The 20,789-nt window shown below is 72.8% G+C and carries 19 protein-coding genes; 8 read left to right on the top strand and 11 right to left on the bottom strand.

Annotation, left to right across the window (positions count from 1 at the left end; genetic code table 11):
• The first annotated feature begins 67 nt into the window (after positions 1 to 67).
• A complete protein-coding gene (gene purM / locus HUN59_RS15940) occupies positions 68 to 1,168 on the top strand; it encodes a phosphoribosylformylglycinamidine cyclo-ligase (protein WP_083519888.1) in 1,101 nt (366 codons plus the stop codon).
• A 577-nt stretch (positions 1,169 to 1,745) separates the two neighbouring features.
• Here purM and HUN59_RS15935 read toward each other — a convergent pair.
• The 9 genes from HUN59_RS15935 to HUN59_RS15895 form a co-directional block, all read right to left on the bottom strand.
• A complete protein-coding gene (locus tag HUN59_RS15935) occupies positions 1,746 to 1,958 on the bottom strand; it encodes a DUF3073 domain-containing protein (RefSeq protein WP_058741523.1) in 213 nt (70 codons plus the stop codon).
• Positions 1,959 to 2,115: 157 nt separating this feature from the next.
• A complete protein-coding gene (locus HUN59_RS15930) occupies positions 2,116 to 2,556 on the bottom strand; it encodes a DoxX family protein (protein ID WP_174778908.1) in 441 nt (146 codons plus the stop codon).
• Between the two features lie 147 nt (positions 2,557 to 2,703).
• Positions 2,704 to 2,970 (bottom strand): DUF3072 domain-containing protein, encoded by a 267-nt coding sequence (locus HUN59_RS15925; protein ID WP_114850423.1) that lies wholly within the window; start codon positions 2,968 to 2,970, stop codon positions 2,704 to 2,706.
• Positions 2,971 to 3,060: 90 nt separating this feature from the next.
• A complete protein-coding gene (locus HUN59_RS15920) occupies positions 3,061 to 3,816 on the bottom strand; it encodes a hypothetical protein (protein ID WP_174778907.1) in 756 nt (251 codons plus the stop codon).
• 131 nt (positions 3,817 to 3,947) lie between these two features.
• Entirely contained in the window at positions 3,948 to 4,529 is a 582-nt protein-coding gene (locus HUN59_RS15915; protein WP_058743234.1) for a PadR family transcriptional regulator, read from the bottom strand.
• Positions 4,526 to 5,386, bottom strand: coding sequence for a DUF4097 family beta strand repeat-containing protein (locus tag HUN59_RS15910; protein ID WP_174778906.1), 861 nt, complete (start codon positions 5,384 to 5,386; stop codon positions 4,526 to 4,528). Before HUN59_RS15910 ends, HUN59_RS15915 begins: the two co-directional genes overlap by 4 nt.
• 155 nt (positions 5,387 to 5,541) lie before the next feature.
• Complete coding sequence (locus tag HUN59_RS15905) at positions 5,542 to 6,849, bottom strand: ABC transporter substrate-binding protein (RefSeq protein WP_058743232.1); 1,308 nt, start codon at positions 6,847 to 6,849, stop codon at positions 5,542 to 5,544.
• Between the two features lie 89 nt (positions 6,850 to 6,938).
• The gene (locus HUN59_RS15900) at positions 6,939 to 7,841 is read right to left on the bottom strand and encodes a carbohydrate ABC transporter permease (RefSeq protein WP_058743231.1); all 903 of its coding nucleotides are present in this window, start codon (positions 7,839 to 7,841) and stop codon (positions 6,939 to 6,941) included.
• A 9-nt stretch (positions 7,842 to 7,850) separates the two neighbouring features.
• Positions 7,851 to 8,807, bottom strand: coding sequence for a carbohydrate ABC transporter permease (locus tag HUN59_RS15895; protein WP_083520143.1), 957 nt, complete (start codon positions 8,805 to 8,807; stop codon positions 7,851 to 7,853).
• A gap of 139 nt (positions 8,808 to 8,946) precedes the next feature.
• On the opposite strand from HUN59_RS15895, the gene HUN59_RS15890 reads away from it, so the two are divergent.
• The 4 genes from HUN59_RS15890 to HUN59_RS15875 are packed head-to-tail and all read left to right on the top strand — an operon-like array spanning position 8,947 to position 13,365.
• Positions 8,947 to 10,167: an ROK family transcriptional regulator gene (locus HUN59_RS15890; RefSeq protein WP_114850204.1), complete on the top strand. Its 1,221-nt coding sequence runs from the start codon at positions 8,947 to 8,949 to the stop codon at positions 10,165 to 10,167.
• Positions 10,164 to 11,324 (top strand): ROK family protein, encoded by a 1,161-nt coding sequence (locus HUN59_RS15885; RefSeq protein ID WP_174778905.1) that lies wholly within the window; start codon positions 10,164 to 10,166, stop codon positions 11,322 to 11,324. Before HUN59_RS15890 ends, HUN59_RS15885 begins: the two co-directional genes overlap by 4 nt.
• Positions 11,321 to 12,337 carry a Gfo/Idh/MocA family protein gene (locus tag HUN59_RS15880; protein WP_174778904.1) on the top strand — a complete coding sequence of 339 codons (1,017 nt, stop codon included), beginning with the start codon at positions 11,321 to 11,323 and terminating at the stop codon, positions 12,335 to 12,337. The genes HUN59_RS15885 and HUN59_RS15880 overlap by 4 nt, the downstream gene beginning before the upstream one ends.
• A complete protein-coding gene (locus tag HUN59_RS15875) occupies positions 12,334 to 13,365 on the top strand; it encodes a Gfo/Idh/MocA family protein (RefSeq protein WP_174778903.1) in 1,032 nt (343 codons plus the stop codon). The genes HUN59_RS15880 and HUN59_RS15875 overlap by 4 nt, the downstream gene beginning before the upstream one ends.
• A gap of 71 nt (positions 13,366 to 13,436) precedes the next feature.
• Here HUN59_RS15875 and HUN59_RS15870 read toward each other — a convergent pair whose 3' ends face one another.
• Positions 13,437 to 14,306, bottom strand: coding sequence for a sugar phosphate isomerase/epimerase family protein (locus tag HUN59_RS15870; RefSeq protein WP_174778902.1), 870 nt, complete (start codon positions 14,304 to 14,306; stop codon positions 13,437 to 13,439).
• The gene (gene yczE / locus HUN59_RS15865) at positions 14,249 to 14,977 is read right to left on the bottom strand and encodes a membrane protein YczE (protein ID WP_217483570.1); all 729 of its coding nucleotides are present in this window, start codon (positions 14,975 to 14,977) and stop codon (positions 14,249 to 14,251) included. Before yczE ends, HUN59_RS15870 begins: the two co-directional genes overlap by 58 nt.
• 61 nt (positions 14,978 to 15,038) lie before the next feature.
• Here yczE and yczR point away from each other — a divergent pair, with 61 nt between their 5' ends.
• The 3 genes from yczR (at position 15,039) to HUN59_RS15850 (ending at position 20,732) form a co-directional block, all read left to right on the top strand.
• On the top strand, positions 15,039 to 16,490 hold the full coding sequence (gene yczR, locus HUN59_RS15860; RefSeq protein WP_174778901.1) for a MocR-like transcription factor YczR: 1,452 nt from the start codon (positions 15,039 to 15,041) through the stop codon (positions 16,488 to 16,490).
• A gap of 89 nt (positions 16,491 to 16,579) precedes the next feature.
• On the top strand, positions 16,580 to 17,281 hold the full coding sequence (locus HUN59_RS15855; protein WP_174778900.1) for a DUF6518 family protein: 702 nt from the start codon (positions 16,580 to 16,582) through the stop codon (positions 17,279 to 17,281).
• Positions 17,282 to 17,345: 64 nt separating this feature from the next.
• Complete coding sequence (locus HUN59_RS15850) at positions 17,346 to 20,732, top strand: efflux RND transporter permease subunit (protein WP_174778899.1); 3,387 nt, start codon at positions 17,346 to 17,348, stop codon at positions 20,730 to 20,732.
• The last annotated feature ends 57 nt before the right edge of the window (positions 20,733 to 20,789 follow it).

The raw sequence follows: 20,789 nt of genomic DNA, 5'->3' as shown, positions 1-20,789 counted from the left end.
GGAGTGCTCCAGACCGTAGGATCGGGTGGTACCGAACAAGTCTGCCATGCCCCGCGGAGGACAACGCATGCCGAACCCGTACGCAGCCGCCGGCGTCGACACCGCCGCCGGTGACCTGGCCGTCGAGCTCATGAAGTCCGCCGTCTCGGCGACGCACAACGCCTCGGTGCTGGGCGGAGTGGGCGGGTTCGCGGGTCTGTACGACGTCTCGTTCCTGAAGGACTTCGAACGCCCGCTGCTCGCGACCTCGACCGACGGGGTCGGCACGAAGGTCGCCATCGCGCAGGCGATCGACAAGCACGACACCATCGGCCAGGACCTCGTCGGCATGGTCGTCGACGACATCGTGGTGGTCGGGGCGAAGCCGCTGTTCATGACGGACTACATCGCCTGCGGCCGGGTCGTCCCGAACCGCATCGCGGACATCGTCGCCGGCATCGCCCGCGGCTGCTCGGCGACCGGCACCGCGCTGGTCGGTGGCGAGACCGCGGAGCACCCGGGGCTGCTCGGCCCGGACGACTACGACGTCGCCGGTGCCGCGACGGGCGTCGTCGAGGCCGACCGCCAGCTCGGCGCACACCTGGTCGAGGACGGGGACGTCGTCGTCGCGATCGAGTCCTCCGGCCTGCACTCGAACGGCTACTCGCTCGTCCGGCACATCCTGTCGACGAAGGGTGTCGGCTACACCGACCAGCTGCCGGAGTTCGGCGCCGGGGTGTCCGTCGGCGAAGCGCTGCTCGAGCCCACCCGCCTGTACACCGCACCGCTGCTCGACCTGCTCGAGGCCCAGCCCGGCGCCGTGCACTCCTTGTCGCACGTGACCGGCGGTGGCATCGCCGCGAACCTGGCGCGCGTGCTGCCGGTCGGCACCTGGGTCGAGGTCGACCGGGCCACCTGGACGCCCCCGTCGGTGTTCCGGGTGCTCGCGGACATGGCCGGCACCCCGGTCGAGGACACCGAGGGCACGTGGAACCTCGGCATCGGGATGTTCGCGGTCGTCGCGGCGTCGGCTGCCGATTCGGTCGTCGCGGCGCTCGGTGCCGCTGGGCTGCCGGCGTGGACCGTCGGGGCGATCTCGACCTCGGCGCGCGACCTGGACGGCTTCGAGCAGGGCGCGAAGGGCGTCGACGGCGGCGCCGTCCGGCTCGTCGGGAGCTACGCGGGCTGAGGGCGCGCGCGGCGCCGAGCGGGGAGTGCGACCTGGTGCAGGGAAGCCCGGGCCGGCGTCCGGGCGCCGGAGGCGTGTGAGCCCGCAGGACACGCCGCGTGCGTGACGCCGAGCGTGCAGGACACGCCGCGTGCGTGACGCCGAGCGTGCAGGACACGCCGCGTGAGTGACGCCGAGCGTGCAGGACACGCCGCGTGAGTGACGCCGAGCGTGCAGGACACGCCGCGTGAGTGACGCCGAGCGTGCAGGACACGCCGCGTGAGTGACGCCGAGCGTGCAGGAGGCGTCGACGGGACGGCCCGAGCGTGCCAGATCTGGCTCGCTCGCCGAGCGCCTTCGACCGGGACGCCGGGCCGGAGCGCTGAGATCCCTGGGCTTCGGAGCGCGTCGAGTGTGCACGAAACGCCGGGCGCGTGTCGCCGGGCGGGCAAGACGTGTCGCGTCGGTGCGTCGAGCGTGACAGATCTGGCACGTTCGCGAGGGCCCCGGCGCGCGGGACGGGGTGGGCCCGGAGCCGGCACCCGCGCACGCGGAAACGCCGCGCGACCCCGGAGGGTGCGCGGCGTCGACGGTGAGGTCAGGCGGACTTGTTCTGGTCCTGCTGGGTCTCGAGCTCGTCGTCCTCCTCGTCGCCGTACTGGTCTGCCCAGCGGTCGACGTAGGAGTTCTCGTCCGAGTGTTGCCCGGCGGAGAGCTCGCGTTCGAGTGCACCGTAGTTCGTCTCCGGGCTGAAGTACTTCAGCTCCCGGGCGACCTTGGTGTGCTTTGCCTTCTGACGGCCGCGCCCCATGCGTGACCCCCTCGTGTTCGGCTCTGGTCCGGTCCTGGCGGGTGGGGGATGCCACCCGGGGAACCAGACGGTTCGTGGTTTGAAATCTGCCGATCACTCTACCATGTACCCCGATCCCGACACCCCGCACGGCGTCCCCCGGACCGCGGCTCCGGCGTCAGGCCGGCAGGGGCTCCGCGACGCCCCGCTTCCGGCGCGAGGAACGCAGGACGAGGGCGTCGACGGAGAACCGACCGGGGCCGGTCAGTGCGACGGCGAGGGAGGCGACGGCCAGGACGAGCACGTACTCGAACCCGCCGTCCTGCGCGAAGAAGCCGGCCGTGGCGTGGGCGAGCAGGCCGGCCACGACCATGTCGACCGCGAGCAGGAACCCCACGACCCGGGTGGCGACGCCGGCGACGAGGAGCACGCCGCCGACCAGCTCGAGGCCGGCGACCACGGGGGCCGCGACCTCGGCGAGCGGGACGCCCATGCCGGCGAAACCCTGGGTCACGTTCGGGATGCCCTGGGCGAACTTCTGGGCACCGTGGGCGATGAACACCACGCCGAGGACGATGCGGAGCACGGTCAGGCCGATGGAGGTCGATGTCGTTCGCATGGCGACGACGGTATCCAGTGACGTGTCATCGATCTCCCTCGTCCGGGGGACTTCCCGGACTTCGCCAGGGGTCCCCCAGACAACGGTCCGCCGAACCGCGGACACGCTCTCAGGTCGGGAGTGGGGTCGGGAGCTGGGTCGCGAGCGTCAGGAGTCGGCGCCGCGCCCGGTCTGCTGCTGCAGGCGGTCGATGTGCTCGGACGCCTCGGCCTTGGTGAGGTCGGCGGGCAGTTCCTCGCCGGCCTCGCGCGCGAGGGTGTCCAGGTAGCTGCGCTGTGGACCGGTCATCGGCTCGTCGCCGGTCACCCAGTCCTCGGGGTCCTTGCTCGCGGTCGTCGAGGGGTCGGGTCGCTCGCCGCCCAGCGTCTCGCCGGTGTGGGCGTCGTCGGGGGTCTGGTCTGCTGCGTCGGTCATGGCGCCGACGGTACGCGCGGGACCGCCTGGCCAACGCAGCACGTCGTCCCCCGACAGCGCGAGCGGGACAGGCGGGACCCGGCAGCGCGCTCAGGCGGGGACGACCGTGTACCGCACCAGGTCGGCGCCCACGGCGCTCGACGCGACCGGGACCTCGGCATCGCCCTGCCGCAGCCAGATCGTCGCGGCGCGCTCGTCGATGCGCACCACCTGGTGGAGGGACCCGTCCAGCAGCACGGCGGCCCGGACCTCGACGGTCCCCGAGGACGGGCGCGGCGGGAGTCCGACCACGTCGTCGTCGTACGCCCGGTGCTGCCCTGGTGACAGGAACGGCGAGACCGGCGTCGTGACGACCTCGAGCCCCTCGTCGACCTCGCGGACCGCGACCAGGCGGACCGCCTGGTCCGTGGGGAGCCGGACGTCGACGACCGGCGCGTCCGCCGGGCCGGCCAGTGCGCGGAAGGCGGGCCGACCGTCGGGGGCGAGCAGTGCCTCCAGGCCGTCGATCCGGACGCGACCGCGTCCGCGCGAATCGGCGTACAGGCCGGGCTCGAGCCCGGAGCGGCGCGCCTCGAGCCGTGACACGACGACGCGGTCCGGGCGGTACCAGTCGCGGAGCGTGGCGGGGTCGACCCAGCCGATGCTCGCGACCCCGCGGGCGAGGTCGGCGCCGTCGTCGGCCGGGCGCTCGTCGACCGCGCCGAGGGGGTGCTCGCCGCGCACCGCGACGAGCCCGGCGTACGGGCCGGCGGGGGAGGGTTCGTGGTCGAGCACCTCGACGCGCTTCGACACCTTGCCGCCGTGGCCGTCGAACGTCGCGAAGGTGCGCAGGTCGGAGATCGTCATGTCGAGGACCGATGCTACGACCGACCGCCGCCGGTGTCCGCAGGTCCGGGTCCGGCGGGTGGTTGCGGACGGGCCGGACGGGAGGCGCGTGGTGCGCCCGCCCGACCGGCCCGGTCCGTCGTCACGCGCGGTCAGAGCGAGCGGCGCAGGGCCTCGAGGCCGTCGCGCAGGCGCGTCACGGTGTCGTCCGACAGGGAGCCGCGCGTCGCCTGGCGACGCAGGTCGGCGCGGACCTGCTGCCGGAACGACGACAGGACCATCTCGACCTCGCGGAGTGCACGCGCCCCCTCGGACGGCACGTCCTGGGGCTCGTCCGCGGTCTGTCCGCGGGGCGCCTGTGCGCTCGCGGCGAGGTCGGCGCGGAGGGACCGCATGGCCTCGCCCACCGAGGCGCGGACGCCGTCGGCGAGGGACTTCACGGAGTCGGCGACGCCGTTCTCGACCGCGGCGATCTCGTCGGCGCGGGCGTCGAGCTCGGCGCGACCGGCCTCGGTGATCGCGTAGACGGTCTTGCGGCCGTCGACGGTCTTGGTGACGAGCCCCTCGGCCTCGAGCTTCGCCAGGCGCGGGTACACCGTGCCGGCACTCGGGACGTAGGTGCCGCCGAAGCGGTCGCCGAGGGCCTGGATGACCTCGTACCCGTGCATCGGGTGGTCGGCCAGCAGGACGAGCAGGTACAGCCGCAGGTGGCCGTGGGCGAAGACCGGGCTCATGCGGGCGCCTCGCTCTCGTCGGTCACGGTCGTGGTGGCGGTGGGTGCCTGGGCGGCGGGCGCGGCCGGGGCGTGGAGCACCGCGATGTCGCCGGACACCGAGTTCACCTTGAGGTCGAGCCACTGTCCGGAGAGCTCGCCGCCCTGCTTGACGTAGGAGCCGCGCACACCGCGGATCTCGGAGTCGTCGAACTGGAGCTTGCCGGACGCGGTGCTCACGGTGCAGCGGTAGGGGACGCCGTCCTCGAGCCGGACGCTCACCGACCCGGAGACCGTGTTGACGCGGGCGGTGTCGGGCGTGCCCTGCAGGTCGAGGACCACGTCGGCGTTGACCCCGTCGGCGGTGAAGCGCGGGATGGCGCCGGTCGCGACGACGTCGCCCGAGACCGTGCGGACCGTCAGGGCGCCGTCGAGCTCGCGGACGGTGGTGGTGCCGGACACCGCGTGCACGGCGAGGTCGCCCGTGAGGCCGTCGACGACGACGTCGCCGGACACCGTGTTGACCGAGGCGCCGCGGTTCGTGCCGGACAGCAGGGCGCCGGCGGAGACGACGCCGATCGTGACGCGCGCGTCGCGGGGGACGAGCACGCTGACGTCGGCGGCGGCACGGCCGCGGAAGGACTTGAGGAAGCCGAGCGGGTCGTCCCAGCCGATCTGCGGGTGGTCGACGGTCAGGGTGTCGCCGTCGAGCTCGATCTTGAGGGGCTTGCCCGAGACGCTGTGCACCTCGATGCGGGCGGTCGGCTCGTCGTGTGCGACGACGTCGACCTGTCCACCGGCGAGCCCGACGCGCAGTGCGCGGACGATCCCGGTGTCGATCACCTTCGGCTCCTCGACGAGCCACTTCTCCTGGGCCATGTTGCCTCCTGAAACTCGCGATGTATCGCGTTGGTGGAAGTCACGATACATCGCGAGCCTGCGATTGTCACCGGTCCCTTGCTCTTTCGAGTGTCGGGACGCACGACGGCCCCGCACCCTGGTGGGCGCGGGGCCGTCGTGGTCCGGCGGGGCGGTTACTTCGACGCGGAGTCGAGCGCCGCCTGTGCTTTCTCGGCCGCGGCGTCGAGCGCGTCCTTCGGGCTGGTCTTCAGCAGCATCGCGGACTGCAGCTGCGTGGACAGCGCCGCGCTCACCTCGCCGTAGGCCGTGATGGACGGACGGGCCTTGGCGTACTCGAGCTCGTCGGCGAAGGCCTTGAGGCGCGGGTTGTCGTCGAGGTACTTCTTCCAGGTCTCGTTGTCCGACGTGGCCTTGTTCGCGGGGAGCAGGCCGGTCGCGATGTCCCACTTCGCCTCGGTCTCGGGGCTGAGCCACCACTGCATGAACTTCCAGGACGCGTCCTGCTTCGCCTTGGTCGTCTTGATCAGGTACGAGTTGTTCGTGCCGAGGTTCATCGCCGGCTTCTCGATGCCCGGGAGGGCGAAGACGCCGACGTTGTCCTTGCCGAGCGTGCTGTCGATCGTGGACAGGTCGTACGCGCCGGTGATCGCCATCGCCGCCTTCTTCGACGTCAGGGCCGGGACGGCGCCGTTCGTCGAGGTGGTGAGGAGCGACTGCGGGTACGCGGTGCCGTCCTTGAGCATGTCGGTCCAGGCGGTGAGGGCCTTCACGCCCGCGTCGCTGTTGAACTCGACCTTGGTGTTGTCCTCGTTGAGGAAGTCACCGCCGGCACCCCACAGCATCGACTGCCAGGTGAAGACCGGCCACTCGCCGGTGCCGATCGGCAGGTACGCGCCGTACTGGGTCGTGCCCTTCGTGAGCTTCTTCGCGTCGTCGGCGAGCTCGGCCCAGGTGGTCGGGGTGTCGGTGATCCCGGCCTCCTTGAACATCTCCTTGTTGTAGACGACGGCGTAGTCGCCGATGTCGGTCGGCAGCGTGTACTGCTTGCCGTCGAACTCGCCCGTCGAGAGCATGCCCTCGGTGAAGCTGTCCTTCGTGATGTCGCCGCTGGACAGGTAGTCCTCGAGCGGCAGGACCTTGCCGGTCTGGATGACCTCACCGGTCTGCTGCGGCGTGCTGTCGCCGAGGACCATGTCGGGGCCGGTGTCGTTCTTCAACGCGTTGATGAGCTTCGCGTCGAACTGGTCGGACGAGGCGGCGTACTGGGGCTGGACCTCGATCTTGTCCTGCGAGGCGTTGTACTCGTCGATGAGCTTCTTCACCTCGGTGGCCTGCGGCCCCGTGTAGTTGTGCCACACGGTGATCGTCGTCTTGCCGCCGCTGCCGCCGGAGTTGCCGGTGACGGACCCACCGGAACACCCGGACAGGGCCAGAGCGGCGCCGACGGCGAGGGCCGTGACACCGAGCAGTCGCTTGCGCATGAGATCGTCCTTTCTCGGACTTCTGGGTGGTGCGAGGAGTGGTGCAGGGAGTGGTGCTGAGGGGGTGGAGCGGGGAAGGGTGGTCGGGATCAGCGGAGCCCGCCGGCCATCGCCGACACGATCTGCTTCTGGAAGATGATGAAGACGATGAACACCGGCAGGATCGCCAGCGTCGAACCGGCCATGAGCAGGTTGAAGCTCTGGCTCGCGTTCGCGGACTGCAGCTGCGTGAGGCCGACGGACACCGTGAAGAACTCGGTGCGGGACGCCACGAGGAACTGGAAGAAGAAGTTGTTCCAGTTGTAGACGAAGGACAGCACGGCGAAGGAGCCGATCATCGGCGTCGCCATCGGGGTCACGACGGACCACATCCGCCGCCAGACGCCGGCGCCGTCCACCCGGCTGGCGTCCTCGATCTCGCTCGGGAACGAGGTGAAGAACTGCCGGAACAGGAACGTGCCGAGGATCGACGGGATGTTCGGGACGATGAGCCCCTGGTAGCTGTTCAGCCAGTGCAGCGAGGACAGCAGGGTGATCAGCGGCGTGAACACGACCTCGAACGGCACGAGGAGCGCGGCGAGCAGGACGACGAACACGATGTTCTTGCCCTTGAACTTCAGCCGTGAGAACGCGAACCCGGCCGCCAGGCTCGTCACGATCTGCCCGGCGGTCGTCGCGATCGCCACGACGGTCGAGTTGAAGAAGTACAGGCCGAACGGCGCGACGGTGAAGATGTCGGTGTAGTTCGACAGCTCCCACTGCTTCGGCAGGAACGTCGGCGGGAAGGCCAGCGCCTCCTCCGAGGACTTGAAGCTCGTGAGCAGCATCCAGAGGAACGGGCCGAAGAACAGGACGACGGCGACGATCAGGATGACGTGGCGCAGGACGGCCGGCGAGTGCTTGCGGAACAGCACGCCGAAGGGCCGGCTGCGGTGCGGACGGGAGGCGCGGTGCGCGTCCGACGGGAGGGCGCGGGATGCGATCTGGGTCACGGTGCGGTCCTAGTTCAGCTCGATGGGGTCGCGGCGGTTGATGACCCGCAGCTGGACGACCGCGACGAGGATGCCGACGATGAGCAGGATCACGGCGGCGGCGCTGGCCGAGCCGCCGTGGAAGAACACGAAGCCCTGGTTGTAGATGTAGTAGAGGATCGTCTCGCTCGAGTTGATCGGGCCGCCCTGGGTCAGGACGTAGACCTGCGTGAACACCTGCAGGGCGCCGATCACGCCGGTGATGGCGAGGAAGCCCGTGGTCGGCGCGACCAGGGGGAGCGAGATCCGGAAGAAGCGGCGGATCGGTCCGGCGCCGTCGAGCGTCGCGGCCTCCATGTAGGACGCCGGGATGTTCGTGAGCGCGGCCGAGTAGATGATCATCGTGTAGCCGACGCCCTGCCAGATCGAGAACACGATCACCGAGACGAGCGCCCAGGGCTCCGAGGTCAGGAAGCCGATCGGGGGAGCGCCGAGGGCCGTCACGACGCCGTTCACCAGGCCGCCGAGCGGCGACAGGATGAAGCTGAAGATCAGGGCGCTGCCGACGATCGGGGCGATGTACGGCACGAAGAGCAGGGCGCGGTAGACGCCACGGCCGCGGAACGGCTGGGCGAGCAGTGCCGCGAAGAACAGGCCGAGCGCCATCGTGACGGGGACGACGACGACCACGTAGAGCGCGGTGTTGCCGGCGGCGCGCAGGAACTCGCCGTCGCGGAACAGACCGGTGAAGTTCGACAGCCCGACGAAGCCGTTCGTCTCGCCCGACGCGGGGTTCCAGTTCGTGAACGAGTAGAAGACCGTCTGCGCCAGTGGGTACAGGTAGAACAGCGCCAGCAGCACCGTCGTGGGGGCGATCAGCACGTAGCCCGCCCGGCCTTCCCGTCGTTCCATCCGGCTGGCGTCCGCGGTGGACGACCGTCGACCGGGAACGGTCACCCTGGTCGGGTTCTGAACCGCACTCGTCATGCGGACCTCCTCTTGGCTCGTCGTTGAACGCTAAGAAACGGCTGTTTCGAGCAGATTACCGTTCGATCACCAAAAGTAAATAGTCGATTTTGCACCGACTTCGTTCGATCATCGATCGATCAGCCGCTACAGTGACGACATGCACGAGCAGCACTTCCAGGACATGGCGCGGAGCCCGGGGTCCGTCGGGGACGTCCTCCGACTCATCCGCGTCTCCGACACGACCTCGCGCTCGAGCATCGCCCGGAGCACCGGACTCGCGCCGTCCACGGCGTCCGCCCGGGTCGACGCGCTGACGTCCCTCGGGCTCGTCCGCGAGAGCGGTGCCGAGGGGTCCCGCGGCGGACGCCGGGCCCGACGGCTCGAACTCGTCGCGGACGCCGGGTTCGTCGCCGCGGCCGACCTCGGCGCGCACCACGTGCGCATCGTCCTCACCGACCTGGCCGGGACCGTCCTGGCGGACACCGACGCCCTCGAGCACGGCGCCGGCACCGTCCCGGTCGCCGCCGGGCCCCGGGCGTCCGTCGCGGCGCTCTGGCAGCGGTTCGTCGAGCTCGCGCGGGACAGCGGCCTGGACATGGACCGGTTCCGCGGCGCCGCGATCAGCATCCCCGCGCCGGTGTCCTACCCGGGCGGCAGCATCGCGACCCCGTCGTTCGAGCCGTCCTGGCACGGGGCGGTGCTGCCCGAGCTCTTCGCGGAGTACACCGACGTCCCCGTCCTCGTCGAGAACGACGCGAACCTCATCGCCCTCGCCGAGCACCCCGAGCCGGACCGGTCGGGCACGCTCGTCGCGGTGAAGCTCGGCACGCGCATCGGCGCCGGCGTCCTGCTCGACGGTCGGCTGCACCGCGGCGTGAGCGGTGCCGCGGGCGAGATCAGCCACACCCCCGTCGACGGCGAGGCCGCGATCGGCTGCACGTGCGGCGTGCCGGACTGCCTGGAGTCGGTGGCGTCGGGTGGCGCCGTCGTCGCACGGCTCCGGGCCACGGGGCGCGAGGTCGGCAGCACGGGCGACGTCCTCGCCCTCGCCGCGCAGGGCGACCCTGTGGTCCTCGACGAGCTGCGCCGCGCCGGGGAGCACATCGGCCGGGTCCTGTCCGGGATCGTGAACTTCTGCAACCCGAGCGAGGTCGTGCTCGCGGGCGCGATGTCGGCGTCCTCGGTGCTCGTCGCCACCATCCGCGGCGAGCTCTACCGCTCGTGCCTGCCGATGGTCGCCGACGCGCTCGACGTCCGTGCGAGCCGCGAGCCCCGCGACGCCGGGATCCGCGGTGCGACGGTGCTCGCCGTGGACGAGGTCCTCGCCCCCACCCGTATCGACGAGATGGTCCGGACCGCGGCGGAGCGGACCGCATGAGCACCGCGGTCCGCGACCTCGAGCAGTCCGGCGCGGTCGTGGCGGTCGACGTCGGCGGCACGACGGTCAAGGGCATGCTGCGCATCGGCGACGTCGTGCTCGACCGGGCCGTCGTCCCGACCTTCGGGACCGTGGGACCCGCGGACGGGACGGTCTCCGGCACGCCGACGGCCGGCACGCCGACCGTCGGTGGGCCGTCCACCGGGGGCACTGCGGTCGGGGACCCGGCCGCCGGCGGACCGGCGCTCGCCGCGGTCGTCGCCGTGGTCGACCGGCTCGCGGCCGCCGCCACGGGCGCCGGACACCCGCTCGCCGCCATCGGCCTGTGCACCCCCGGGGTCGTCGACTCCGCGGCCGGCACGGTCGTCGTGGCGGTCAACCTCGACTGGCACGACCTGCCGATCGCCGACCTGCTGCGCGAGCGCTACGGCGTCCCCGTCGCGGTGGCGCACGACGCGCGTGCCGCGGCCACGGCCGAGATCGCCGCCCGCACCGCCGCCGGTCGGGACGTCGGCGAGATGGTCTTCATCCCGATCGGCACGGGCATCTCCGCGAGCCTGGTCGTCGACGGCCGCCTGGTGGTCGGCGCCGCCGGGGGTGCCGGCGAGGTCGGGCACGTCTGCATCCGGCCCGGCGGGGAGCCCTGCACGTGCGGGCAGCGCGGGTGCGTCGAGGCGTACGCCTCGGCCCGGAACATCCGCCGGCGCTACCGTGCGGCCGGCGGCACCATCGACGGGGCCACCGACGAGATCGTCGCGGCGGTCGACACCGACCCGGTCGCGGCCGCGGTGTGGGCGGACGCGGTCGACGCGCTCGCCGCCGGGGTCGCGATCCTGTCCGCCGTGCTCGACCCCGCGGTCGTCGTCGTCGGCGGCGGGCTCGGCGAGTCCGGGGAGCGTCTGCTCGCCCCGCTCCGCACGGCCGTCGACGCCCGACTCGGCTGGCGGCCGTCGCCCCGCATCGAGCAGTCGCTCGCGGGGGCCGGTGCCGGCCTGGCGGGTGCCGCGCTCCTCGCCCGCACCGCCGCCGCGACCAGCACGACCAGCACGACCAGCGCGACGGGCACGACCAGCGCGCCCACGTCCAGCGCGCCCGCGACCAGCGCGCCCGCGCCCGCCGCGGACCCAGCACCACACGGAACCAGGAGGACCCCATGACCGAACAGCGACTCCGGATCGGCCTCGTCGGCGCGGGGGTGATCGCCCACGCACACCTGCCGAACCTGCTCCGCCTCGGCGACGTCGTCGTCTACTCCGAGGTCGGCGCCGAGGAGCTCGTGGCCGCGCACGGCGGCGAGGTGGTGGGCTCGCTCGACGAGCTCCTCGCCCGCGTGGACGTGGTGGACGTCGTCGTCCCCACGTACGCGCACGCCGAGGTCGTGCGGGCAGCGCTCGCCGCCGGCAAGGACGTCATCAGCGAGAAGCCGCTCGCCCGCACCGACGCGGACGCCGACGACCTCGTCCGACGCGCCCACGAGGCCGGCCGGCAGCTCTACCCGGCTCACGTCGTCCGGTACTTCCCCGAGTACGTCCGCCTCAAGGCCGCGGTCGAGGCCGGACAGCTCGGCGAGCTCGCGGTGCTGCGCTTCGTCCGCTCCGGCGGCTTCCCGACGCGCTCCGCCTGGTTCGCCGACCCGGAGCTGTCCGGCGGCATCATCATGGACCAGATGATCCACGACCTGGACATCGCCCGGTGGATCGCCGGCGACGTCGTCCGGGTCAGCGCGGTGCACGTCCGGAAGGGCACCATCGACCACCCGGTCGAGGCGGCGCACGTGCTGCTCGCCCACGCGTCCGGTGCGATCAGCCACGTCGCGGGCATCTGGGGGCCGGCACACCTGCCGTTCGTCACCGAGTTCTCGGCCACCGGCACGCTCGGCACCCTGTCGCACGACTCCCGCGCGGAGCGGAACTACACGGCCGAGCTCCTCGACGAGGCGGCCGTCGGCGGCGAACTGCCGGAGCTCGACCCGACCGAGGACCCCTACTTCCTCGAGATCCGCGAGTACCTCGGCGCGTTCCGGGGCGGCCCCGTCCCGCGCGTCTCCGCCGAGGACGGCGCGACCGCGGTCCGGATCGTCAACGCGGCGCTCCGGTCGGTCGAGACCGGGCAGCCCGTCGACCTCGTACCCGCCCCGGCCGCCGGGACGCACGAGGGGGCGACGGCATGACCACCCTGCGCATCGGCGTCCTGTCCTTCGCGCACACGCACGCGCTGTCGTACCTGACGGCGCTGCAGGCGATGCCCGACGTCGAGGTCGTCGGCACCGACCCGGACGGCACCTCCACGGGCACGGAGCTGACCGACCTACGCGGTCGGGAGCTCGCCGACGCCCTCGGGGTCGCGTACGTCGACTCGGTCGAGGAGCTCCTCGCCCAGGGCGTCGACGCCGTCGTGGTGACGAGCGAGAACGCCCGGCACCGCGCGCTCGTCGAGCAGGCCGCCGCCGCGGGTGCCCACGTGCTGTGCGAGAAGCCGCTCGCGACGACGTGGGAGGACGGCCTGGCGATGCGGGCCGCCGCCGATGCCGCGGGCGTGCTGCTCATGGTGGCGTTCCCGGTGCGGTTCGCCGGGACCTTCGCCCGGCTCGCGGCGACGAAGCGGGCCGGTCGGCTCGGCGAGGTCTTCTCGGTCCGCGGTGCGAACAACGGCATGCTCCCGCTCACCCGCTCGTGGTTCACCGAGCCCGAGCTGTCCGGCGGCGGCGCGATCGTCGACCACGTGGTGCACATCGCGGACCTGCTCGACGAGCTCCTCGACGGCACGCCGGCGGTGACGGTGACGGCCGTCACGAACCGGGTGCTGCACGCCGCCCGCGCGCAGGCCGAGACCGCGGGGCTCGTGACGATCACCTACGCGGACGGCACGATCGCGGCGATCGACTGCTCGTGGAGCCGCCCGGACACCTCGCCGACGTGGGGTGGGCTCGCGCTCACCGTGGTCGGGTCGGAGGGATCCGTGGACGTCGACTTCTTCCGCCCGAGTGTGCGGGGGCTCGACGCCGCGACCGGTCGGTCGGTGGTGCTGCCGTACGGGCCGGACTTCGACCAGGCGATGCTCGAGACGTTCGTCACCGCGGTCCGGAGCGGCGAGCAGCCGCAGCCCGACGCCGCGGTCGGCCTCCGCACGCTGGCGGTCGTGCTGGCGGCGCAGGAGTCCGCCGCGAGCGGCGAGACGGTGCGGGTGCGGTCCGTCTGAACGCACCAGGACGGCGGACGGGAGGCGCGGTGCCGGCTGGCACCGCGCCTCCCGTCCGTCACGGCACCGTCTCAGGAGCCGCCGGCCGCAGCCCACAGGCCGCGGGCGTTCGCGAGTCCGCGCTCGACCGCGTCGACGTCGTCCTCGAGCCCCTCGAACTCGATCGAGAGGGGGCCGTCGAACCCGCTCGCGACGATCCGCTCGACGATCCGGCCCAGGGGCAGGTCGCCGTGCCCGACGACCGTGCCGAGCACCGCACGGCCCGCCAGGGTCGTGAGCCAGCCGTCCGCGGCCGGCGGGGTCTCGCGCACCAGGAAGTCCTTCAGGTGCACCACGGCCGCGACCGGCAGGGTCCGCTGCACCGCACGGAGCGGGTCGTCGTCCAGGCAGACGAAGTTGCCGACGTCGAGCAGGGTGCGGAAGGCGGGGTGGTCGACCTCGTGGACGAGCCGCAGGATCCGCTCGCTGTCGTTGAAGGCGAAGCCGTGGTTCTCGACCATCGTCGTGATCCCGAGCGTGGCGGCGTGCTCGGCGACCGCGCGGCAGACCGGCACGACCTGCGCGAGCACCCGTTCGAACTCGGCGTGGTCGGCGTCCCGCCAGGCCCACGGCACGACGTCGTGCCGGAACCGGGTGACACCGAGCCGGTGCGCGACGTCGAGGTGCTCGTGGACCCGCGCGACCTCGGCGTCGACGGTCGCCGGGTCGGAGAAGTCCGCGCCGATGACGTAGTTCGCGAGCCCGACGCCGCGCGCCGCGGCGTGGCCGCGCAGTTGCTCCACCAGCTCGGGCTGCCGGGGCAGGTCGTCGCCGAAGCCACCCGCCGCGACCTCGAGGTGCTCGCCCCCGGCCGCGGCGACGCGGTCGACCACGTCGAAGATCGTCAGCGCACCGCGCTGGAGGGAGCGGGCGTAGCTGTAGGAGGACACTCCGAGTCGCATGGCGCGACCCTAGCCGCTCCGGTCTCGTCGCCACCAGGGGTGTGGACGGGCTCCGCGTCGCCCGTGCGGGTGGGGGACCACGGCAGGCGGCGGAAGAGCGGCATGAGGGGCTGCACCATCGGCCCGATCGCGAACGCGGCGACCACCGTGCCGACCCCCACGTCACCGCCGAGCAGCCAGCCGACCAGGACGACGGTGACCTCGATGACGGTGCGGGCGAGCCAGAGCGGCCAGCCGAAGCGCTCGTGCACGCCGACCATCAGCCCGTCGCGGGCGCCGGTCCCGAGCCCGGCGCCGATGTAGCAGGCCGTCGCGACCGCGAGGAGCGCGAGGCCCGCCGCGAACAGCAGCACACGGGGGACGAGTCCGTCCGGCTCCGGCACGAGCCAGAGCACCAGGTCGGCGGACGGGCCGATCGCCAGGACGTTGCACAGCGTGCCGATGCCGGGCTTCTGGCGGAGCGGGATCCACAGCAGCAGGATGACGACGCTCGACACCACGGTGATGACGCCGAACGACCAGGGCAGCACGTTCTCCAGGCCCTGCGTGAGCACCGTCCACGAGCCGACGCCGACCACGGCGCGGACCTGCAGTGCGGTCGAGGCGCCGTAGAGGAACAGGCCGACGAGGAGCTGGACGGAGCGGAGCGAGAGGCTGACGGAGCGGGGCACGGGTCGATGCTCGCGCTGGATTGGCCTGTTGGTCGAGAGCCAATCTGGCTACGGTGGACCCGTGACCCCGGTTCTCCTGAGCGCGCGATCGGCCGCCCTCCTGCTCACCGACTGGCGGGACGGGACCGACGCCCCCGCGTACGAGGCGCTGTCCGACGCCCTGCGCGTGCTCGTCATCGACGGACGCGTGCCCCTGGGCGTCCGGCTTCCGGCCGAGCGCGGGTTGGCCGAGGCACTCGGCGTCTCGCGGACCACGGTCGCGAACGCCTACGCCCGACTCCGGTCCGACGGGTTCCTCGTGTCGCTGCGGGGCTCCGGCAGCGTCGTGCACCTACCGCGGGAGCTCGCCGGGCGCCCGGACCCGGAGCGGCTCGGCGGGGTCGTCGACGGCGGGCTGCTCGACCTGCGGAAGGCCGCCCTGCACGCCGCCCCCGAGGTCGCCGAGGCCGTCGAACGCGCGGTCCGGCACGTCCCCGCGGCGCTCGCCGGCATCGGGTACGACACGGTCGGGGACCCCGGGCTGCGGGCCGCGATCGCCGAGCGCTACACGGAGCGCGGGCTGCCGACCGACCCGTCGCAGATCGTCGTGACCATCGGCGCGCAGCACGCGATCGCGCTGCTCGCCCGGGTGCTCGTGCGCCGCGGCGACGCCGTCCTGGTCGAGTCGCCGACCTACCCGCACGCGCACGAGGCCTTCCGCGAGGCCGGCGGCCGGCTCGTCGGCGTCCCGGTCGACGCGCACACCGGGTGGGACGCGTCGGCGCTCGAGATGACGCTCCGCCGGACGGCGCCCGCGGTCGCGTACGTGATGCCCGAGCTGCACAACCCGACCGGCGCGACGATGCCCGCCGCGACCCGGGAGCGCCTGCTCGCTGTCGCGGCGGCGACCGGCACCGTCGTGGTGGCGGACGAGACCATGGGCGAGCTCCGGATCGACGGCTCGCCGGAGCCGCCGCTGGCCGCGTCCGCCGTGCCGTCCTCCACCGTCGTGATGATCGGCTCGGCGGCGAAGGTGTTCTGGGGTGGGCTGCGCATCGGGTGGGTGCGCGCCGAGCCGGACCTGCTGCAGCGGATGCTGCTCGCCCGCCCGTCGGGCGACCTCGGCACGCCCGTGCTCGACCAGTTGGTCGCGCGGGAGCTCGTCCCGCGGACGGCGGCCGTCCTGGAGGCGCGACGCACCTTCCTGCGCGCCGGTCGCGACGACGTCGTGGGCGCGTTGCGCACGCGGCTCCCGGAGTGGGACGTCCCGTCGCCGGCGGGCGGGTTGACGACGTGGGTGGGCCTCGGGCGGCCGGTGTCGAGCGCGCTCGTGCTCGCCGCGCGGGCCGAGGGCGTGGTGCTCGCCTCGGGCGGGGTGTTCGGTCCCGACGGCGGGTTCGAGCGGTTCCTGCGGGTGCCGTTCACGACCGCGCCGGCGGACCGGGAGCGCATGGTCGACGTGCTCGAGCGGGCCTGGGCGCGGATCGGCGGCGACGGGGTCGGGACCCGCGGGTCGCTCGCCGCGGTGGTGTGAGCGCACGTCATCCGCTGGGCTGACCCGCCCGGCGCATCGTCGCCCCGACGGCGGACGCGGTGCCGGCGGCCGCGCCGGAGGCTGATGACATGCAGCCGACCCGCCCGACCGACGCCCTCGTCTCCGCCCCTGACCCTGCCCCCGTCCACGCCGTTCCGGCCCGTCCGGTCCCGCCGGTCGCGCGGGTGTCGATCGCTCTGACCGGCGCCCTGCTGGCCGGGGTGCTGACCTCGTTCGGGCAGGCGGTCCCCGCGCTCGCGACCGTGTCGAACTCGGCCGGGCCGTGGTTCGTCGTCGCGGTGCTGCTGTGCGCGGTCGCCGGTGTCCGGGCCGGCCGGGTGGCCCTGCCGCTCGCGATGCTGCTCGGCGTCGTGCTCCTCGAGCTCATGCACGTCGGCTACTGGGCGGCCACGGTGCTGCGCGGGTACCCCGACGTCCTGTCGATCACGAACCCGTGGGTCCTGCTCGGGGTCCCCGCGGGGCTGCTGGCCGGGGCGGTCGCGGTGGCGCTGCGGGTCGGACTCCGGCGCGGCACCCGGGGCGCGGTGCTGGCGGCCGGGGCACTCGGGGTCGTGGCGGCGGTGCTCGTGGGGGAGTCGGTGCGGGCGTTCCTGCGCGTGGCGACGCCCGAGACGACGCCCGCCTGGGCCGTGCAGCTCGCCGTCGGGGTGGTGGTGCTGGTCGTGGCGGTCGTGCGGGCGGGGAGCCCGGTCGGCCGCGTCACGGCGCTCGCGACCGGATTCGTCGGTGCCGTCGGGGTGCTCGGGGCACTGCTGCTCATCGGCGGGTGAGGCAGTTCCCCACAGGTCAGCCGTGGGGGGTCTGGTTCGCAGGTGGAACTGGGAGGATCACCGGGTGCACCTCCTCTCGGTCTTCAGCATCCGGAACCGCGCGCTCATCGCCCTCGTCACCATCGTCGTCGCCGTGTTCGGCGGCATCTCGCTCACGAGCCTGAAGCAGGAGCTCATCCCGAGCGTCGAGTTCCCGCAGGTCGCCATCGTCAGCGCCTACCCCGGTGCCACGCCGGAGGTCGTGTCGAACGACGTGTCGACGAAGATCGAGCAGGCGATCCAGGTCGTGCCGAACCTGGAGTCGACGACCTCGACGTCGTCGACCGGGCAGAGCGTGGTGTCGGCGTCGTTCGACTACGGCTCGAACCTGGCGAGCGCCGAGGACAAGATCCAGACCGCCGTGAACGCACTGTCGCTGCCGGACACCGTGCAGACGCAGATCGTCACCGGGTCGTTCGACGACCTGCCCGTGCTGCAGCTCGCCGTCACGGCCTCCGGCAACCAGGAGCAGCTGGTCGACCGGCTGAACGCGACCGCGGTGCCCGACCTCGAGAAGCTCGACGGCGTGCGGCAGGCGAGCGTGTTCGGCAACCCGGGGCGCCGCGTGGTCATCACGCCGAACGAGTCCGAGCTGGCGGCGAAGGGCCTGACGAGCCAGTCGATCTCGGACGCGCTGAGCGACAACGGCACGCTGATCCCGGGCGGCACGATCACGCAGGACGGCGCGACGCTCTCGGTGCAGACCGGGCAGCGCATCGCCTCGCTCGCCGACATCGAGGACCTGCCGCTCACGGCGTCGTCCTCCTCCTCTTCTTCCACGTCGTCCTCGTCGTCCGCCGGTGGCTCCGCGTCGGGCGCGGCCGGCGGCTCCGCCGCCTCGGGCGGTGCCGCGTCCGGTGGTGCGGCCGGTGGGACGCAGACGTCCGGTGACGGCACCGCCGGGGGATCCGCCGCCGGCCAGACCGGCACCGGGACCACCGCGACCGGCGGGGCGGGCGCGAGCAGTGCCTCCAGTCCGACCCGTCTCGGCGACGTGGCGACCGTGCAGATCGCGGAGTCGCCGCGGACCTCGATCAGCCGGGTGGACGGCAAGACCGCGCTGACCATCGCGATCACGAAGACGCAGGAGGCGAACACCGTCGACGTCTCGGAGACGGTGAAGGCCGCGCTGCCCGGGATCGAGGCGAAGGTGACGGGGAGCCCGCAGTTCACCGTCGTGTTCGACCAGGCGCCGTACATCCAGCAGTCCATCGACTCGCTGGCCGAGGAGGGCCTGCTCGGCCTCGGCTTCGCCGTCGTCGTGATCCTCGTGTTCCTGCTGTCGCTGCGGTCGACGATCGTCACCGCGATCTCGATCCCGACGTCGGTGCTGCTCGCGGCGATCGGCATGCGCGCGGCCGGCTACACGCTGAACATCATCACCCTCGCGGCACTGACCATCGCGATCGGTCGCGTGGTGGACGACTCGATCGTGGTGATCGAGAACATCAAGCGGCACCTGCAACCCGGCGTCGACCGGGGGCGCGCGGTGCTCGACGCCGTGCGCGAGGTGGCGGGGGCGGTGACCGCGTCCACGCTCACCACCGTCGCGGTGTTCCTGCCCGTGGCGTTCGTCGCCGAGCTCGTGGGCGAGCTGTTCCGGCCGTTCGCGCTCACCGTGACGATGGCGCTCGTCGCGTCGCTGCTCGTGTCGCTGACGATCGTGCCGGTGCTCGCGTACTGGTTCCTGCGCCCGCCGAAGGGGCACAAGCACGCCGGTGCGTCGGCGTCTCCTGACTCGTCGGCGTCTCCTGCGTCGGCCGCGTCGTCGACCGGGGCGCTGTCGTCCGGCGCGGACCTGCACGACGCCGCCGCTCCCGACCGGCTCCGGCGTGGCTACCAGCCGGTGCTGCGCTGGGCGATCGGGCGGCCCGCGATCGTGCTGGTGCTCGCCGTCCTCGTGCTCGGCGGGACGGCCGCGGCGGTGCCGTTCGTGAAGACGAACTACCTCGGCGACTCCGGCCAGAACACGTTCACCGTGACGCAGGACCTCAAGCCGGGGACGAGCCTCGCCGTGCAGTCGGACGAAGCCGAGAAGGTCGAGCGGGCACTCCGCGACGTCCCCGGCGTGCAGACCGTCCAGACGACGATCGGCTCGAGCGGCCAGTCGATCCAGGCGGCGTTCGGCGGCGGGGCGTCGGCCTCGGTGCAGTACAACGTGACGACCGACGCGCAGCGCGACCAGACGACCATCCAGTCCGAGGCGCGGAAGCGCATCGACCGGATCGACGGCGCCGGCGAGGTGTCGCTGACCTCGAGCAGCGGGTTCGGCGGGTCGAGCGACATCGAGGTGGACGTCACCGCCCCGACCCAGACCGAGCTGCAGACCGCTGCGCAGCAGGTCCTCGAGGAGATGCGGGCGGTCGACGGGACGACGGGGGCGACGAGCAACCTGTCCGCGGCCGAGCCGTACCTGGCCGTGAAGGTCGACCGGCAGGCGGCCGCCGAGCGCGGGCTGACCGAGACCCAGGTCGGCGGGCTCGTCGCCGCGGCCGTGTCACCGCGGGACACCGGGAGCGTCGAGATCGACGACGCGACGCTCGACGTGTACATCGCCGACGCGAACCCGCCGGCCACGCTCGACGCGCTGAAGAACCTGTCGATCCCCACGGCGACCGGCGAGGTGCCGCTGTCCGACCTCGCCACGGTCGAGCAGTCCGACGGCCCGACGACGATCACGACGTCGAACGCCGTCCGCACCGCCACCATCACGGTGACGCCGGACGCATCGAACCTCGGTGCTGCCGTGCAGAACGTCACGAAGGCGGTCGACCAGCTCGACCTGCCGAAGGGGGCGTCGGCCTCGATCGGCGGCGTCGCGTCGAGCCAGTCGTCCGCGTTCAGCCAGCTGTTCCTCGCGATCCTCGTCGCGGTGCTCATCGTCTACGTGATCATGGTCGCGACGTTCCGGAGCCTGCTCCAGCCGGTGCTGCTCCTGTTCTCGGTGCCGTTCGCCGCGACCGGCGCCGTGCTGCTCCAGATCGCGACGGGCATCCCGCTCGGCGTCGCGTCGATCATCGGTCTGCTCATGCTCGTCGGCATCGTCGTGACGAACGCGATCGTGCTCATCGACCTCGTGAACCAGTACCGGCGCCGCGGGCTCCGGGTGCGCGAGGCCCTGGTCGAGGGCGCGACGCGGCGACTCCGGCCGATCCTGATGACCGCGCTCGCGACGATCTTCGCGCTGCTGCCGATGGCGATGGGGCTCACGGGCAAGTCGGGCTTCATCTCGCAGCCGCTCGCGCTCGTGGTGATCGGTGGCCTGGTGTCCTCGACGCTGCTCACCCTCGTGGTGCTGCCGGCGCTGTACTCCGTCGTCGAGGGTGCGCGGGAGCGGCGGGCGGACCGGCGGGCGGCGAGGTCGGGAGGTGCCGGGGAACCGGCTCCGGACGGGGTCAGCGACCCTCGCTGATCGCGGTCGCGGTCGCGGTCGCGCTCCCGGTCCCGGTCGCGCTCCCGGTCCCGGTCG

It is taken from the genome of Curtobacterium sp. Csp2 (assembly GCF_013347165.1).
This window is presented reverse-complemented; position numbering and strand designations above follow the sequence as displayed.